Annotated in this window: 15 protein-coding genes; 10 read left to right on the top strand and 5 right to left on the bottom strand. The window is 71.2% G+C overall.

The features are described 5' to 3' along the window. Window positions 1–69: 69 nt before the first annotated feature. Complete coding sequence (locus AB0J71_RS26630) at window positions 70–768, top strand: response regulator transcription factor (RefSeq protein ID WP_352318259.1); 699 nt, start codon at window positions 70–72, stop codon at window positions 766–768. Further along, window positions 765–1,916, top strand: coding sequence for a HAMP domain-containing sensor histidine kinase (locus AB0J71_RS26625; protein WP_352318257.1), 1,152 nt, complete (start codon window positions 765–767; stop codon window positions 1,914–1,916). The genes AB0J71_RS26630 and AB0J71_RS26625 overlap by 4 nt, the downstream gene beginning before the upstream one ends. Window positions 1,917–1,985: 69 nt before the next feature. Here AB0J71_RS26625 and AB0J71_RS26620 read toward each other — a convergent pair whose 3' ends face one another. Then, window positions 1,986–2,411: a hypothetical protein gene (locus AB0J71_RS26620; protein WP_352318255.1), complete on the bottom strand. Its 426-nt coding sequence runs from the start codon at window positions 2,409–2,411 to the stop codon at window positions 1,986–1,988. 160 nt (window positions 2,412–2,571) lie between these two features. On the opposite strand from AB0J71_RS26620, the gene AB0J71_RS26615 reads away from it, so the two are divergent. The 3 genes from AB0J71_RS26615 to mptB all read left to right on the top strand — a co-directional run bounded on the left by AB0J71_RS26615 (window position 2,572) and on the right by mptB (window position 5,386). Beyond that, window positions 2,572–2,919 (top strand): STAS domain-containing protein, encoded by a 348-nt coding sequence (locus tag AB0J71_RS26615; RefSeq protein WP_352318253.1) that lies wholly within the window; start codon window positions 2,572–2,574, stop codon window positions 2,917–2,919. Further along, entirely contained in the window at window positions 2,916–3,647 is a 732-nt protein-coding gene (locus AB0J71_RS26610) for a glycosyltransferase (protein ID WP_352318252.1), read from the top strand. The genes AB0J71_RS26615 and AB0J71_RS26610 overlap by 4 nt, the downstream gene beginning before the upstream one ends. A gap of 122 nt (window positions 3,648–3,769) precedes the next feature. Continuing rightward, on the top strand, window positions 3,770–5,386 hold the full coding sequence (gene mptB, locus AB0J71_RS26605; protein ID WP_364416605.1) for a polyprenol phosphomannose-dependent alpha 1,6 mannosyltransferase MptB: 1,617 nt from the start codon (window positions 3,770–3,772) through the stop codon (window positions 5,384–5,386). Here the strand turns inward: mptB and AB0J71_RS26600 are convergent. Further along, window positions 5,271–7,496 carry a hypothetical protein gene (locus AB0J71_RS26600; RefSeq protein WP_364416542.1) on the bottom strand — a complete coding sequence of 742 codons (2,226 nt, stop codon included), beginning with the start codon at window positions 7,494–7,496 and terminating at the stop codon, window positions 5,271–5,273. The genes mptB and AB0J71_RS26600 overlap by 116 nt on opposite strands. Before the next feature lie 366 nt (window positions 7,497–7,862). Here AB0J71_RS26600 and AB0J71_RS26595 point away from each other — a divergent pair, with 366 nt between their 5' ends. From AB0J71_RS26595 to serS, 4 genes are all read left to right on the top strand, one after another. Next, window positions 7,863–9,053, top strand: coding sequence for a glycosyltransferase 87 family protein (locus tag AB0J71_RS26595; RefSeq protein WP_352318247.1), 1,191 nt, complete (start codon window positions 7,863–7,865; stop codon window positions 9,051–9,053). Window positions 9,054–9,075: 22 nt separating this feature from the next. Continuing rightward, the gene (locus tag AB0J71_RS26590; protein WP_364416540.1) at window positions 9,076–9,498 is read left to right on the top strand and encodes a DUF4446 family protein; all 423 of its coding nucleotides are present in this window, start codon (window positions 9,076–9,078) and stop codon (window positions 9,496–9,498) included. Between the two features lie 73 nt (window positions 9,499–9,571). Further along, a complete protein-coding gene (pheA, locus tag AB0J71_RS26585) occupies window positions 9,572–10,492 on the top strand; it encodes a prephenate dehydratase (RefSeq protein ID WP_352318243.1) in 921 nt (306 codons plus the stop codon). A gap of 164 nt (window positions 10,493–10,656) precedes the next feature. Next, window positions 10,657–11,919, top strand: coding sequence for a serine--tRNA ligase (gene serS, locus AB0J71_RS26580; RefSeq protein ID WP_352318241.1), 1,263 nt, complete (start codon window positions 10,657–10,659; stop codon window positions 11,917–11,919). On the opposite strand, the gene AB0J71_RS26575 is transcribed toward serS, so the two are convergent. Together AB0J71_RS26575 and AB0J71_RS26570 are read right to left on the bottom strand one after the other, a co-directional pair. Next, window positions 11,883–13,250, bottom strand: coding sequence for a hypothetical protein (locus AB0J71_RS26575; protein ID WP_364416538.1), 1,368 nt, complete (start codon window positions 13,248–13,250; stop codon window positions 11,883–11,885). The two genes, serS and AB0J71_RS26575, sit on opposite strands and share 37 nt — an antisense overlap. Before the next feature lie 336 nt (window positions 13,251–13,586). Further along, a complete protein-coding gene (locus tag AB0J71_RS26570; RefSeq protein WP_080043977.1) occupies window positions 13,587–13,790 on the bottom strand; it encodes a cold-shock protein in 204 nt (67 codons plus the stop codon). Window positions 13,791–14,040: 250 nt separating this feature from the next. Here AB0J71_RS26570 and AB0J71_RS26565 point away from each other — a divergent pair, with 250 nt between their 5' ends. Next, window positions 14,041–14,820 (top strand): HAD family hydrolase, encoded by a 780-nt coding sequence (locus tag AB0J71_RS26565; RefSeq protein ID WP_364416536.1) that lies wholly within the window; start codon window positions 14,041–14,043, stop codon window positions 14,818–14,820. Here AB0J71_RS26565 and AB0J71_RS26560 read toward each other — a convergent pair. Next, on the bottom strand, window positions 14,811–15,323 hold the full coding sequence (locus tag AB0J71_RS26560) for a bacterial proteasome activator family protein (protein WP_364416534.1): 513 nt from the start codon (window positions 15,321–15,323) through the stop codon (window positions 14,811–14,813). The two genes, AB0J71_RS26565 and AB0J71_RS26560, sit on opposite strands and share 10 nt — an antisense overlap. Between the last annotated feature and the right edge of the window lie 3 nt (window positions 15,324–15,326).

Here is a 15,326-nt window from a genome sequence, read left to right as displayed (position 1 = left end):
GCTTACGAACCTGTGACGTCCACGTCCGCCACCATGTCCGCCACGTGGGCCCGGCCGTACGGTGAGACGGTGAACACCCGCATCCTGGTGGTCGACGACGATCCGACCGTGTCCGAGGTCGTGGCGCGCTATCTGGAGCGCGACGGGCACGAGGTGGAGTGCGTGGGCGACGGCGCCGAGGCGCTGCGCAGGGCCCTGGCCGACCCGCCCGACCTCATGGTGCTCGACCTGATGCTGCCCAGGATCGACGGGCTCCAGGTGTGCAGGAAGCTCAGGGAGCGGTGGCCGGTCCCGGTGATCATGCTGACCGCGCTCGGCGAGGAGATCGACCGGGTGGTGGGCCTGGAGACCGGGGCCGACGACTACGTGACGAAGCCGTTCAGCCCCCGGGAGCTGGCGTTGCGCGTGCAGTCGGTGCTGCGCCGGGCGCGGGGGGCGTCCGTCACGGCCGGCACCGGCGTGCTGCGCGACGGCGACCTCGTCGTGGACGTCGGCGCCCACGAGGTGCGGCTCGGCGGCGCGCAGGTGCTGCTGACGGCCAGGGAGTTCGACCTGCTGGCCTACCTCATGCGCAACCCGCGCCAGGCGTTCAGCCGGTCGGCGCTGCTCGACCAGGTGTGGGGGTGGTCGTTCGGCGACTCCTCGACCGTGACCGTGCACGTGCGGCGGTTGCGGGAGAAGGTCGAGGCGGACCCGACCGAGCCGCGGCGGATCGTCACGGTCTGGGGTGTCGGCTACCGGTACGAGCCGCTGGAGAGCGCGGGGTGACGCCTCCCGAGCCCTGCCTGGGCGGGACGTGCCCGCCGGCCATGGTGTCGGTGAGCGAGCTGCCCATGGTCGTGGCCGTCTCGGCGGGGCTGGGGCTGCTGGTCGCCGCCGCCGGCGTATGGGCCATGGGACGGCTGCGGACCAGGTCGATCGGGGTGATGCTGGCCGTCGTGGTGGTGGTCGCCGTGGCGGCGACGCTGGCGGGCGTGGTCGCGATCACCATGAAAATGATCATCGAGGGGGCGGTCAAGGACTTCGTGCTCAGCGTGGTCGCGGTGGGCGGGCTGGTGGGGCTCGGGGTCGCGTTCGTGCTGGCCAGGCGGGTGGTGGGGGAGAGCAGGCGGCTGGTGGCGGCCGTGCGCGACGTGCCGTTCAGGGCGCCGCAGGGGTTGCCGGCCGAGCTCCAGGAGATCGCGAGCACCCTTGAGGAGGCGTACGCGCGGGAACGCGCGCTCGAAGGCGCGCGCCGGGAACTGGTCGCCTGGGTGAGCCACGACCTGCGCACACCGCTCGCCGGCCTGCGGGCCATGGCCGAGGCCCTGGAGGACGGGGTGGTGGCCGACCACGAGACGGTCGCGCGCTACCACGGCCAGATCAAGCTGGAGGTCGAACGGCTCTCGGCCATGGTGGACGACCTGTTCGAGCTGTCGCGCATCCACGCGGGCGCGTTGCGGCTCTCGCGGGCCAGGATCGGGCTCGCCGACCTCGTCGCGGACACGCTGGCCGGGGTCGAGCCGCTGGCCAGGGCCAAGGGGGTGGTGCTCACGGCGGAGGCGGCGGGGGCCGTGCCCGTGGAGGCCGACGCGGCGGCGCTGGGCCGGGCCCTGCGGAACCTGGTCGTCAACGCCATCCGGCACACGCCGTCGGAACGGGCCGTGGTGCTGCGGGTCGGGGTGGACGAGCAGGGGATGGCCTGCCTCTCGGTGGCCGACGGTTGCGGGGGGATTCCCGAGGAGGATCTGCCTCGGGTGTTCGAGGTGGCGTTCCGGGGGGAGGCCGCGCGTACGCCCACCGCCGACGGCGGCGCCGGGCTCGGGCTGGCGATCGCCCAAGGGATCGTCGAGGCGCATGATGGGATGATCGGGGTGGTCAACGAAGGACCGGGGTGCCGGTTCGAGATCCGGTTGCCCCTGGTGTCCGGAAGTTGACGTTCCCGCATGGTGTCCTGCCTCGATCTTCCGCTGTGATCTCGCTTCCTCGAACGTGGGTCGCCCGGGTCAGGCGGGTTCGGGGAGCGCGGTGTCGCGTTGCCCGAACGACTCCGACATCGCCCGGAACGTCGGGCAGGGCCAGCGCCACATGCAGCTCCGGCACCGCAGGATCGGGTTGGCGGTGTCGCTCGTGATGCCACCCGCGTCGCGCGGCTGGTGCAGGTCGAGCAGCCGCAGCCCGAGCTCGGCGAACCTGAGCAGGTCGGCGCGGGAGCCGGCCAGGAAGTCGAGGTCTTCGCTCGCCAGCCTGGTGCGGATCGGGACGTAGCCCTCGTGGTTCAGCAGACCGCGCAGGCGCGCTGCTTCGTCATGCCATGACGTGGCCTTTTCTGTGCGGATGAGGATGGTCTCCAGACGTTCCCGGAGCCCCTGACGCTGTGGATCTTCAGGTTTCTCTGCATTCATCGATACGAGGCCCATGGGGCGGGCCACAGCCCCTCCTTCTCCGTGAAGCGTTGCCGGTTCCGGTGTCACGCTGTCAAGCTTCGCGTACTCTCCGTTTTGATGGAGCCCAAACGGAGGACAAAAACCTGTCGTTCCCCTCTCGGCGTGACAACGTGACCGGAAGCCTCCGCGCCGCTAGCCTGCCCATGTGGAGCTCAAGGTCTCGACTCGATCACATGCCGGGTGCGCACTCGTTGCCATCACCGGAGAAATCGACCTCTATACGGCGCCTCACCTGCAGGCCGAGTTCACTCGGCTGCTGCAGGACGAGCCCAGCCGGGTGGTCATCGACATGTCCGCCGTGGATTTCTGCGACTCCACGGGGATGAACGTGCTGCTCTCGGCGCTCAAGCGCATGAAAGAGCGGGGAGGTGTGCTGGAGGTGGCCGCGCCGCGTCCGGCCGTCCGCAAGATCCTGCAGGTGACGGGGCTCGTCTCGGTGTTCACCGTGCATGACGAGCTGCCGCAGGAGTTCCTCATCACCGAGGGATCATGACGCAGGCTGACACGGCTGTCGTCATTCCCGCGGTGAACGAGGGCGACCGCATCGCCGCCACCGTCGCGGCGGCGGCCGGCCTGCCGGGCGTCGATCTCGTCGTGGTCGTCGACGACGGCTCGACGGACCGCACCGGCAAGGTGGCGCGGGCGGCGGGCGCGCGGGTGGTCCGCCACAGCCGCAACCGCGGCAAGGCCGCGGCCATGGAGACGGGCGCGGAGGCCGTACGCCTCCTCGACGACGGCCGTACCCCTCGCCACCTGCTCTTCCTCGACGCCGACCTGGGTGACACGGCCAGCGCCGCGGCGCCGCTGGTGGAGCCCGTGCGCGAGGGCAAGGCCGACATGACGATCGCGCTGTTCGGCACGCGGGTGAAGCTCGGCGGCCATGGGTTAGTCGTGCGCGTGTCCAAGGACGGCATCCGCCGCGCCACCGGCTTCGAGGCCGCCCAGCCGCTCAACGGCCAGCGTTGCCTGACCAGAGCCGCCTTCGAGGCCGCCCGGCCGCTGGCGCACGGGTTCGGCGTGGAGACGGCGCTCACGATCGACCTGCTGCGCAAGGGGTTCAGGGTCGTCGAGGTCGAGGTGGAGATGTCCCACCGGGCCACCGGCAACGACTGGCGGGCCCAGTTGCACCGCGCCCGGCAGTTGCGGGACGTCGCTCTGGCTCTGGCGAGCCGGGAGCCGGTGGTCGTCGAAAATCTCGGCAAACTTCTCCCCAAGCGGTGAGGTCGGCCTCCGGGTTGTCCACAGGCGTGGATGATCTGGGGCTGCGGCCGTGAGGAGTGTGCTGGAATTTGCGGGTGACTTCGGAGAGACGCCGCAAACAGGCACAAGCCCCACCCTTGTGGGTGGTATCGCTGCGGCTTCCGTGGTCCGCCGCCGACCGGCGCCGCTTCTCGGCGGGCGGGGTTCTCCCGTGGGGTGGGCGGCCGGTGTTCGCGCGGGCCTCCGCGGCCGGTGGGCGGGCGGCGACTCCTCGACAGGGGCGGTTCGTCGACGCCGCTCGAGCGCGGCTCGCGGTTCCCGGGCTGGTGATGATCGCGGTCTCGGTGCTCCTGACGATCACGATCGGGTTGCTCGGGCCCTCTCCCATGGTTCCCGCGCTGGGCGGGCCGGGGTGGCAGCCGCCGTACTGGCTGGCTGCCCGTCCTGATCCTTATGCGGTGCTCCTCCTGGCCGCCGCGGCTCTGGTCATCGGCGGGGTCGGGCTGCTGGCGGCGCTGGCCGCCGGGGCGCGTCCCGGGCTGCGTGCTCGGCCGCTGGTGCTGCTCGGCTGTCTCGCCGCGGGGGTGCTCGCGTTCCTGCCTCCCTCGGGCTCCGGCGACCATCTCAACTACGCCGTGTACGGCCGGATGGTCACGCTGGGGCTGAACCCCTACACGCACGGCGCCGTCGACCTGCCGGGCGATCCCATCGCCGACGCGGTCGAGCGGCCGTGGCGCGAGGAACCCAGCGTCTACGGGCCCGTCGCCACCGCTCTCCAGGCGCTGGCGAGCTGGATCGGGGGCGACTCGCTCCGGTTGACCATCTTCGTGCTGGCGGTGTTCAACGCCGCCGCCTTCGTCGTCACGGCCCTGCTCATCGACCGCTTCACCAGGGACGACCCGGCCCGGCGGCTGCGCGCCGCCCTGCTGTGGGCGGTCAATCCGCTGCTGCTCTACCACCTGGTCGCGGGCATGCACGCCGACACCCTGGCCATCGCCTGCATGGTGGCCGCGCTGCTGGCCAGGGCACGTCCGGTCGCGTCGGGGGTGCTGCTCGGGCTCGGGGTGGCGACGAAGCTCAACGCGGGGCTGGTGGCGCTGGGCCCCGCGTGGGAGCTGCGCCGCCGTCCGGGGCGGCTCGCCGTCATGGCGGCCGCCGCGCTGGCCGTGGTGGTCGTCGGCTACGCGGTCGTCGGGCCCGAGGCGATCACGCCGGTGACGACCACCAGCAAGGCGATCTCGCACGCCTCGTTCTGGAAGCTGGTTCAGGGGTGGCTCTGGGCCCTGGTCGGCCCGGGGCGGGCGTACCGGGGCGAGATCCAGGTCGGCGCGCTGGCAGTGCTCGCGCTCGTCGCCTGGTCGTTGCTCCGGCTGGCGTCCCGGCGGTCCGCCGCTCTCCAGGGGCCGGGGGCCTCCGCAGGGCTGGAGGCGCCGGTCGTGGCGGCGGCGCTCGTCGTGGCCTACCTGTTCGCCACGCCGTACATCCTGCCCTGGTACGACGGGCTGGCGTTCGGCATGCTCGCCCTGGTGGGCGCCTCGGCCGTCGACGGGTTCATGGTCGCCCACCTGCTGGTCCTGTCCCTGGCCTACCTGCCCGCCCGGGTCGACGGGCAGCCGCCGGGCGTCGAATGGCTCAGCGGCGTGCTCAGGCCTCAGATCGGGTGGGCGCTGCTGGCGTTGACCGTTCTGCTGGTGGTGTGGGCGTGGCGAGCTGGAGGGCCCGTACGCAGGCCGCGAGCGTCAGCGGCACCGCCACCGTGAGCGCCATGGCCGGGATGGCGATGCCCGAGTCGTTCATCAGGAAGCCGATGAAGGCGCAGGTGAGCGTCCCGAACAGGCCGGCCCTGAGCGGCGGGGCCAGCGTGTACGCCTGACCCAGCGCCGAGGCGCCCCAGTGCGACGGGCGGGCCAGCACCAGGAACAGGAACGCCAGCGCGACCAGCGAGAGCAGGGTCAGCGGCCAGTTGCCCACGGTCACGCCGATCATGGCCCCGAACTTGCGTCCGACGACGGTCCACGCCTGGCCGTCGATGATCTGCTGCACGAACGCGCCGAGGTGCGTGCGCCTGTCGGCCGGGCGCATCCAGTCGAAGACCGAGATGGCGGCGATCAGCGCGACCGCGCCCACCCCCACGAGCAGGAGTTTCACCACCGACACCCGCCTGCCGGACAGCAGGATGAGGAAGACCGCCACCCCGATGACGAACGCCGGCACACCGCCGAAGTCCGCGCCCCACGAGGGCGAACCGTCCGCGAAGACGGCGAAGGCGCCGTACAGGGCGCACAGCGCCACGACCACCGTCCTGGAGACGCCTCTGCCGAGCAGCCAATGCGCCACCCCGGCCAGGCCGAGAACCGTGCCGGTCGCGTAGACGGCGAAGGCGATGTTGCTGAAGCCGTAGAAACGTCCGCCGGTGACGGGTTCGTAGCCGGTCACGGCGTTCACCTGGAGGGCCGAGCCGGTCATCACGTCGATGAGGAGGGCGAGCGAGGTGACGGCCGCGACCACGGTGAGCGGTCCCAGCACGTGCGCACGCCACGGGCCGGCGAACGCGAGACCGGTGATCAGGGCGGCGATGGCCAGGATCGTCACGATCACCGAGACCATCGGCATCGGCAGGCTCCACCACGGCACGAGCTGGGCCAGGAACGTCGAGACGGCGATGGCGCCGCTGACGGTCGCCACCACCTGGATGGCGGCCAGCAGTTTCGAGGCGCCGGCCGGGTCGCCGCCCGCAGCCGGGGCGGGGCGGCCGTCGGCCTCGGGAGCGCCCGTCACGGCGGCGGTCGCCGGAGGCGTGCGGTCGGCGGCGGCGGACGAGCCGACGTCGGACGCGGGTGCGGCCTGCCGGACGCGGGAGGAGCGGCGGCGGCGCAGCGCCAGGGCGGCCAGGGCGTAGAAGAGCAGCTGGACGCTCACCAGGACGGTGAAGAACGGCCCGCGTACCTCCCGGAGCACCTGGCTGGCCAGGTCGCCGTCGGCGAGGCGGGTCACCGCGGCGGCGGCCGGCGCGGGGGCGTTGCCGTCGGGCTGCCAGGCGCGGCCGACCACGTCGCGGGGGGCCGTCAGGCCCAGGAGCTGGACGACGGTGGCGGTGAGGTCGGTGATGGTGACCAGGCCGTCCTGGCGGGTGGAGGAGGCGGTGAGGTAGCCCCCCTGCGGGTATGGCTGCCCGCTCGGGGACGGTCCCGTGGCCAGGGCCGCGTGGAGGTGGGCGTTCGGGCTGAGGTCGGAGATGCCGGCGAGCAGGACGGTGGTGTTCGGGGGCACCTTGCCGAGCAGGGCGGCGATCTGCTGGTCCGCCTTGGTCGCGGCGGCTCGACGGTCGGCGGCCGGGAGGGAGACCGGGATTGCGTGATCGCCGAGGGGGCCGCGGGCCCAGGCGGTGGTGAGGTCGGCGGCTTCGAAGACGATCAGGTTGTAGGGGGTCAGGACGGTCAGGGCGTCGAGGGTGGGGGCGTATTTAGTGATTTTTCCGGTCTTGTCGGCGGCGGCGAGGGCGGCGCCGGGGCCGATCGCCGCCACCTTGCCCCCGCCGTCCGTCACCAACTGGCCGAGCGTGCCGATCTGCGCCGCGTAGCCGGTGTCGGCCTGGAAGGCCACCAGCTCCCGCCACCCGGGGACGGTGGCGCCTTCCCCGGCGGGCTGAGGCGGCGTCGCGGCGGGGCAGCCCTGCCCCGGGGTGCCGGCGCGCTGGCCGGCGGAGACGGTCAGCCAGCCCGCCATGGGGCAGGTGACGCCACTGTCCTTGGGCGGGACGGCACGGGTGGACAGTGACGCCGAGCTGCCCTGGGCGGCGAGCTTCCACAGGGTGGGCGTGCCCGACTCGCTGAAGTCACTCCACTGGAGACCGGGAACGCCGACCACCACGACCCGCCGCCCCGCCGGCCCGCCTTGCCCGCCTTGCCTGCTTTGTCCGGAGACGCCGTCACCCGAGGCGCCGTAACCCGCGGCTGTGCTGCCGCTCCGGGAAACGGCGACGGCCGTGCCGGGGAGGAGGAGGGCGGCGAGCAGGAGGCCGAGGAGGACCGTGACGAGATGGCGGCGCGCCCGAGGCGCCGCTGTACCGAGGTGCCGCAGGAGCTTGGCGAGGTGCCGCAGGGGCTTGGCATGGGCGCTCGGGGCCGCGGGGCGTGCGCGACGCGCTTGGTGCTCGCCCCCCGGCGTGGCGTGATGCATGTACGGAACCCCCAGTGTCTGCGCCCTCGATCAACAGCCACGGTAACGTGCCACATCGTGACAAGAGGCGAGGTGCGAGTGATCCGGCGGCAGTGGTGGGCGTGGGTGGTGGTGGCGCTCGTCGTCGCGGCGGCGGCCGCGCCTCTTGTGCACACGTGGCTGACCAACCCGGACGACCAGCGGCTCGTCGACCTCGACGTCTACCGTACCGGCGGCCAGATGCTGCTCGACGGCCGTCCGGTGTACGACTTCTTCACCCCGGCGCCGCAGCTGCTGCCGTTCACCTATCCGCCCATCGCGGCGATGCTGGCCGTGACGCTGGCCGAGATGTCCTGGGGCACCGCCCAATGGGTGTGGACGGCCGGCATCTTCGCGGCGCTGGCCGTCACCGTCTGGTTCGCCTTCCGCCAGGCGCTGCGGGCCTACGTGCCGTGGGTGTTCGGGCTGCTCATGGTGGCCTGCACGTACCTGATGCCGATCCGGGACCAGGTGCGGTTCGGGCAGGTGGACATCCTGCTGGTGGCCCTGTGCCTGGTGGACTGCCTGGCGCGGCGGCCCTGGCTGCCCCGGGGGTTCCTGGTCGGGCTGGCCACGGCCGTCAAGCTGACCCCCGGCGTCTTCCTGATCTACTTCCTGGTCACCAGGCAGTGGCGGACGTTCTTCATGGCGGCGTTCGTGGCGGCCGTGCTGACGGTGCTGCCGTTCGTGGTGATCCCGCAGGACGCGTCCGCCTTCTGGTTCTCGGCGCTGCTCGATCCGGAGCGGCTGGGGGCGAACACCGCCACGACGAACCAGTCGATCCGGGGCATGTTGCTGCGGCTGTACATGCCGGAGTCGCTGACGTTCGCGATCTGGGCCGTGATCGTGGCGGCCGTGGCCTGGTACGGGTTCCGGGCTGCGCGGGCGGCGTACCAGGCGAAGGACGAGCTGACGGCGGTGGCGCTGACGTCGCTGATGGCGGTGCTGCTCTCGCCGGTCGCCTGGATCCACCATCTGGCCTGGGTGGTCGTGGTGCTCGGGGCGATCGTCGGCGACGGGCGCGATCCGGTCAGGCTGCGGGTGGCCGCGGGGGTCTGGCTGTTCTACGTGGTGCCCGTGCCCTGGTGGGGGGTCTCGCTGATCGCCGCCGGCATCCCGGGGGTGAGCCTGGTGCTCGGCAAGATCGTGCAGGACGGTTTCGGGCTGGGGGCGCTGGTTCTGGTCTGGCTGCTGGCGTCCTGGTTGCCCAAACGGCGGCAATTGGCTTGACCGAAGTATTACCCTCTGTGGCGTGCTCGTTACCGCTTGGGTAGTCGTGGGCCTGGTGGCCGGGGTGAGTGGCGTGTTCATCGGCTACATGGGCCTCAGGCAGGCCAGGGCCGCCGTCGACGACTGCCTGCGCAGGGTGGCCAGGCAGACCAGCGAGGGCGCCGGCGACCTCAAGGCGATCCGGGACGTGGCCGTGTGCCGCTACGACGCGCTCGCCGAGATGAGCGGCAGGCTCTCGTTCTCGGTGGCCATGATCAACGGGCTGGGCGACGGCATCGTGCTGACCTCGATCAACGGCACCAGCGAGACACGCACGTACGTGCGTCCGGTGGTGGGCGGGAAGGGCCAGCAGCCGCTGTCGCCGGAGGAGGAGCAGGCGGTGCGGGCGGCCCGGCTCGGGCTGGGGCCGCTGGTCCCGCCGCGGGTCCTCAAAGGTTCACGCTGAGTGCCCGTACGGGTGCCGTACGCGGTCGGCGAAAGAGCGGCATGCTGCGACCACCTGCGGATACTCTGGATGCATGCCCAGACTCGCCTATCTCGGACCGGAAGGGACCTTCACCGAAGAGGCCCTGAGGCTCCTTGACCCCGCCGCCGAGCGCCTGCCCTGCGCCACGGTGAGCGCGGCGCTCAACGCCGCCCGTTCCGGTGACGCCGACGGCGCCGTCGTGCCGCTGGAGAACTCCATCGAGGGCGCGATCACCACGACGCTCGACGAGTTCGCCTGGGGCGAGCCGCTGGTGATCACGGCCGAACTGCTGCTGCCGGTCCAGTTCTCGCTGCTGGCCAGGCCCGGCACCGAGATCGCGCACATCAAGCGGGTCTACACCCATCCCGCGGCCATCACGCAGTGCCGCGCCTTCATCGCCCGCGAGCTGCCCGACGCCGTGGTGGTCGCCGCGCCGTCCACGGCGGCCGCGGCCCAGGAGGTCTCGCTGCCCGGCTCGCCGTACGACGCGGCCATCGCCGCGCGCATCGCCGGCGAGCACTACGGGCTGGTCGCGCTGGCCGGCGACATCGGCGACCGGTCCGACACGGTGACCAGGTTCGTCAAGGTGAGCCGTCCCGGGCCGCTGCCGGAGGCGACCGGCTCCGACCGCACCACGCTGGTCGTCTTCCTGGCCGACGACCACCCGGGCGCGCTGCTGGAGATGCTGACCGAGTTCTCCGTGCGCGGGGTCAACCTGACCCGCATCGAGTCCCGGCCGACGGGCGACGGCATCGGGCGCTATTTCTTCCACTTCGACTTCGAGGGGCACATCGCCGACGCGCGGGTGGGCGAGGCCGTCGCCGGGCTCCACCGCATCTGCGGCGAGGTGCGCTTCCTCGGCAGCTACCCCCGCGCCGACGGGGTCGCGCCGCAGATCAAGAGAGGCACGGCCGACACCCAGTTCGCCGAGGCCGCCGACTGGCTGGCCCGCGTCAGATCCGGCCGGCTCTGACACCCCAGGGCGTTGACGCGGGCCCGACCGTTCCCGGGTAGGCCCACGAGGTCGCGCTGCCTGCGGGTGGCCGTCGCCGCCTTCGAGGGGCCGCGGGCGTGCCCCGAGTAGTGTGCCGGGGAATCCGGGGGCGGGGTGGGGGCGCGCGCCGGTAGCCTTTCCTTGTGATTGACCTGCGTACCCTTCGTGAGGATCCCGACCGGCTACGGGCGTCGCAGCGTGCCCGCGGTGAGGACGACTCCGTCGTCGCAACGCTGCTCGACCTCGACGAGCGCCACCGATCCGCGCTGACCTCGTTCGAGTCGATGCGCGCTGAGCAAAAGAGCATGGGCAAGTCGGTCTCCAAGGCGCAGGGCGAGGAGAAGGCCGCGCTGCTCCAGCGGGCCAAGGACCTCGCGAGCCAGGTCAAGGCCGCCGAGGCCGAGGCGGAGAAGCTGGCCGCCGAGCTCGAACAGCTCATGCAGACGGTGCCGAACATCGTCGAGGAAGGCGCCCCTCCGGGCGGCGAGGACGACTATGTCGTCCTGGAGACGTTCGGGGAGCCGCGCCAGTTCGACTTCGAGCCGAAGGACCACCTGGAGCTCGGCGAGGCGCTGGGCGCGATCGACATGGAGCGCGGCGCCAAGGTGTCCGGCTCGCGGTTCTTCTTCCTCAAGGGCGTCGGCGCGCGCCTGCAGCTCGGCCTGCTCAACATGGCGATGCAGCAGGCGATCGAGGCCGGGTTCACGCCGATGATCACTCCGGTGCTGGTCAAGCCGGAGACCATGCAGGGCACCGGCTTCCACGTGGCCCACGACAAGGAGATCTACCGCCTGCCGGAGGACGACCTCTACCTCGTCGGCACCTCCGAGGTGGCGCTGGCCGGCTACCACGCCAACGAGATCGTGAGCGGCGACGAGCTGCCGCTGCGCTACGCGGGCTGGTCGTCGTGCTTCCGCCGCGAGGCCGGCTCGTACGGCAAGGACACCCGGGGCATCATCAGGGTCCACCAGTTCGACAAGGTGGAGATGTTCTCCTACGTCCGTCCCGAGGAGGCGCACGAGGAGCACCAGCGGCTGCTGGCCTGGGAGAAGGAGATGCTGGCCAAGATCGAGGTCCCCTACCGGATCATCGACACGGCGGCGGGCGATCTCGGCATGTCGGCGGCGCGCAAGTTCGACTGCGAGGCGTGGATCCCGACCCAGGGCCGCTACCGCGAGCTGACCTCGACCTCCAACTGCACCGAGTTCCAGTCGCGCAGGCTCGCCGTCCGTTATCGCGACAAAGACGGCAAGCCGCAGCATCTGGCCACGCTCAACGGCACGCTGGCCACCACCCGGTGGATCGTGGCGATCCTGGAGAACCACCAGCAGGCCGACGGCTCGGTGGTGGTTCCCAAGGCGCTGCGTCCCTACGTGGGGCTCGACGTGCTGGAGCCGTCCAAGTAGGAGTGGCGGCGGGCGTCGATCGCGATGACGGCGACGCCCGCGATCACGATCAGGCCGGTCAGCAGGGCCGCGAGCGTGACGGCGGCCCCGTGGGTCTCGGGCGTGCCGCCTGCCCAGCCGTGGAAGGGCAGGTAGACGGCCGCGTAGACCAGCGGCGCGGCCACGACGCCGGTCAGCGCGCTCACCGGATGCGGCTTCCCGTCCCAGGCCAGCACGAGGCACGCCAGCCCGGCCGCCAGCGCCACCGCCCAGCTGAACACGGCGGTGAGGTTGACGAACACCGTCTCGTCCGTCCCGCTGTCCAGCGCGACGAACATGGCCAGCGCCCCGATCGCCCCTGATGCCGCGAACACCCCCTGATACCTGCGCATCCTGGCGCCGACGCCGCCCAGCAGCATGCACGCCGCCAGGAAGAGCGCGACGTTCCGCTCGGGGCTGAGGTCCACCTCGTCGGCCTGTACGGCGTCGAGCGTGTAGGACCAGCCGAGGCGCCGCCAGACGCCTGAGACGTCCCTGACCAGGATGCCGTCCACGCCGTTGGCGACGACCACGACGTGCCCTCCTGGCCTGGCCTGGACCGCCAGGTCGTAGGACATGAGCATGTTCTCGTCCGCGCCGTACTTCCTGGTCAGCCGGAGGCGGGCGTCGGGGGAGGGTTGCCAGGAGGGCCGCCAGGTGCGGCCGCCGTCGTCCGACTGGTCCACGCCGAGGTGGTTCTGGCGGACGCGGTAGCAGCGGGTCGCCTGGCCGGGCACGCACTGGGCGCTGATCGACGTCCGGGCCGAGGCGCGGACGGTTCCGTCGGTCCAGGTCGTGCCGCCGTCGTCGGAGAGGCGGGAGCTCTGTTCCGTGCCGGTCGTCCCGACGACGATCTTGCCCGATTCGGTCACGTCGACGGACATGGCCGCCGACGCCGGGACGGGCCCGGCCGTGGCGGTCACGGCCAGGACGGCCAGCGGCACGGTGACCATGATCCGCCGGCGCGGGGAGTCGGTGTCGGCGCTGCGCAGCCGTACCCACCAGGCCAGGGCGAGGGCGGGCAGGGCGATCAGGTCCGTGGGGTCGGCCAGGACGCGCGAGGGCCCGGCCACGAGGCTCCAGCCCTGGGAGGCGAGCTCGGCGCCCGTCTCCGTGGTCTTCATGAACGTGAACAGCAGACCGGTCAGGACGGTGGCCGCCAGGTCGGCGCGGCGCCCGAGGAGCAGTGCCATCAGGGCGGGGGCGACCACGAGTCCGGCCACATCACTGAGCTTGCCGGTGAGGAGGCCGGGCCAGAGCGGCTTGAAGAGGTGGTCGTTGAGCAGGAGCAGGATGACCCCGGTGATGGTCACGGGGTGACATAACCACGCGTACCTCATATACGGGTGGATGGCGGGAGACGGCGGGAAGTTGGGCCGCGCCCGAGGCCGTGACTGATTTGTGAAACTCCCCTTTGTCCACAGGACGACCTCCACCTGTGGACGGAACTTCCCGTCGCGCTTCAGACGGCCCCTGACGCGCGAGTACATGTCCGGACATGGGGAGGGGCCGCCCAGCGCATGTCAGGGCCGCAACGGCGTCCTCAGGCCCTGCCGAAGGGGCAGGCGAAGTGCCGGGGCGAGAAGCAAAAAGACCGGAGTCCGCTGGAATGCGGACCCCGGCCTTAGTTGCGAACTACGAACTACAGGTCAGAGGGCACGGACCTGGGAGGCCTGCGGCCCCTTCTGTCCCTGCGTGATCTCGAACTCGACCCGCTGGCCGTCTTCAAGGCTGCGGTAGCCGTTGCCGACGATCTCGGAGAAGTGCACGAACACGTCCGGCGCACCGCCGTCCGGGGCGATGAAGCCGAAGCCCTTCTCAGCGTTGAACCACTTGACGGTTCCCTGAGCCATAAAAGCTCTCCCTCAGGATGTGAATCTATGGGACCCACACCTCGTGGATCCCGGTGTGTCGTACAGCAGGCACCCGGGGTGGCTCAGACAAAGTCATGCTGGTTTTCACTACGGGAACAGCTAATACAACGCCATCACATCTAACACCATTCTGGCGCGTTGGTGTTCCCGTCCCTACGAAGATTTCTGTCAGGCGGCATCACCGGGCAAACTGGAACCTGTTATGCAGAGCCTTGCACCGCCGCGCCTAGTGGCCACCGACCTCGACGGCACCGCCCTGCGCGCCGACGGAACCGTGTCTCCCCGGACGGCTGCGGCCTTCGCGAAAGTCGAGGAATCCGGGGCCGCGCTCGTCTTCGTGACCGGACGGCCGCCCCGGTGGATGAGGGAGGTCGCGGACGCCGTACGGCACCGTGGCCTGGCCGTATGCGCCAACGGTGCACTGATCTACGATCTCCATACCGAACGGATAGTGGAATCTCACCTCATCGACGCCCCCGTACTCGGGGAAGTCGTCGCTCAGCTACGAGCGAACGTGTCCGATCTCGTATTTTCGGTCGAGTATGAAGGCGGTTTTGCGCACGAGTCCGATTTCCGGCTCGGTGGCCTGGATCGCAAGGGTGTCGGAGTTGTCCGGATTGACCGTGACGCACTGACTGCCCGGCCCTGCGCCAAGCTGCTCGCCCTCCATCCCGAGATGGACGCCGACGAGCTGCACGCGACCGTGCACGACCTGGTGGGCCACCTGGTGACCGCGACCCACTCCAGCCACGGCGGCCTGGTCGAGATGAGCGCCCAGGGCGTGACGAAGGCGACCGCGCTGGCCACGCTCGCCGGGCGGCGCGAGATCAAGCCGGCCGAGGTGGTCGCCTTCGGCGACATGCCGAACGACCTGCCCATGCTGAGCTGGGCAGGTACGTCGTACGCCGTCGCGAACGCCCACCCCGACGTGCTGGCGGCGGTCGATCACGTGACCGCGTCCAACGACGAGGACGGCGTCGCTCAGGTGCTGGAGCGGCTCTACAGGTAGGGGCCCGACCCGCTCGGCGGCCGGTGGCTCTCGTCACCCGGCACGCCGGGCAGCGCCCTGCGCATCTGCTCCAACTGGGCCCTGGCCGCCATCTGCTGGGCGAACAGGGTGGTCTGGATACCGTGGAACAAACCCTCCAACCAGCCCACGAGCTGGGCGTGCGCGATGCGCAGCTCGGCCTCGCTGGGGGGCGTGCCGTTGTCGTCGGTGAACGGGAGCGACAGCCGTTCCAGCTCGTCGACCAGCTCCGGCGCCAAACCGTCCTCAAGCTCCTTGATGGAGGACTCGTGGATCTCCTTCAGGCGCTTGCGGCTGGCCTCGTCGAGGGGGGCGGCGCGCACCTCCTCCAGGAGCTGCCTGATCATGCTGCCGATGCGCATCACCTTGGCGGGCTGCTCGACCAGGTTGGTGACCGAGCGCTCTTCATCACCGCTATCGCCCTGACCTTGGAAGTCGGGGCCCACCACCACGATGTGAGGGGTGTTGTTGTCCTCAGCATTCATAAC

Origin of the sequence: Nonomuraea sp. NPDC049637, assembly GCF_040675235.1 — a bacterium.
GTDB lineage: Bacteria > Actinomycetota > Actinomycetes > Streptosporangiales > Streptosporangiaceae > Nonomuraea.
The sequence above is the reverse complement of the archived record's forward strand: the minus strand, read 5'-3'. Positions and strand labels throughout refer to the sequence as shown.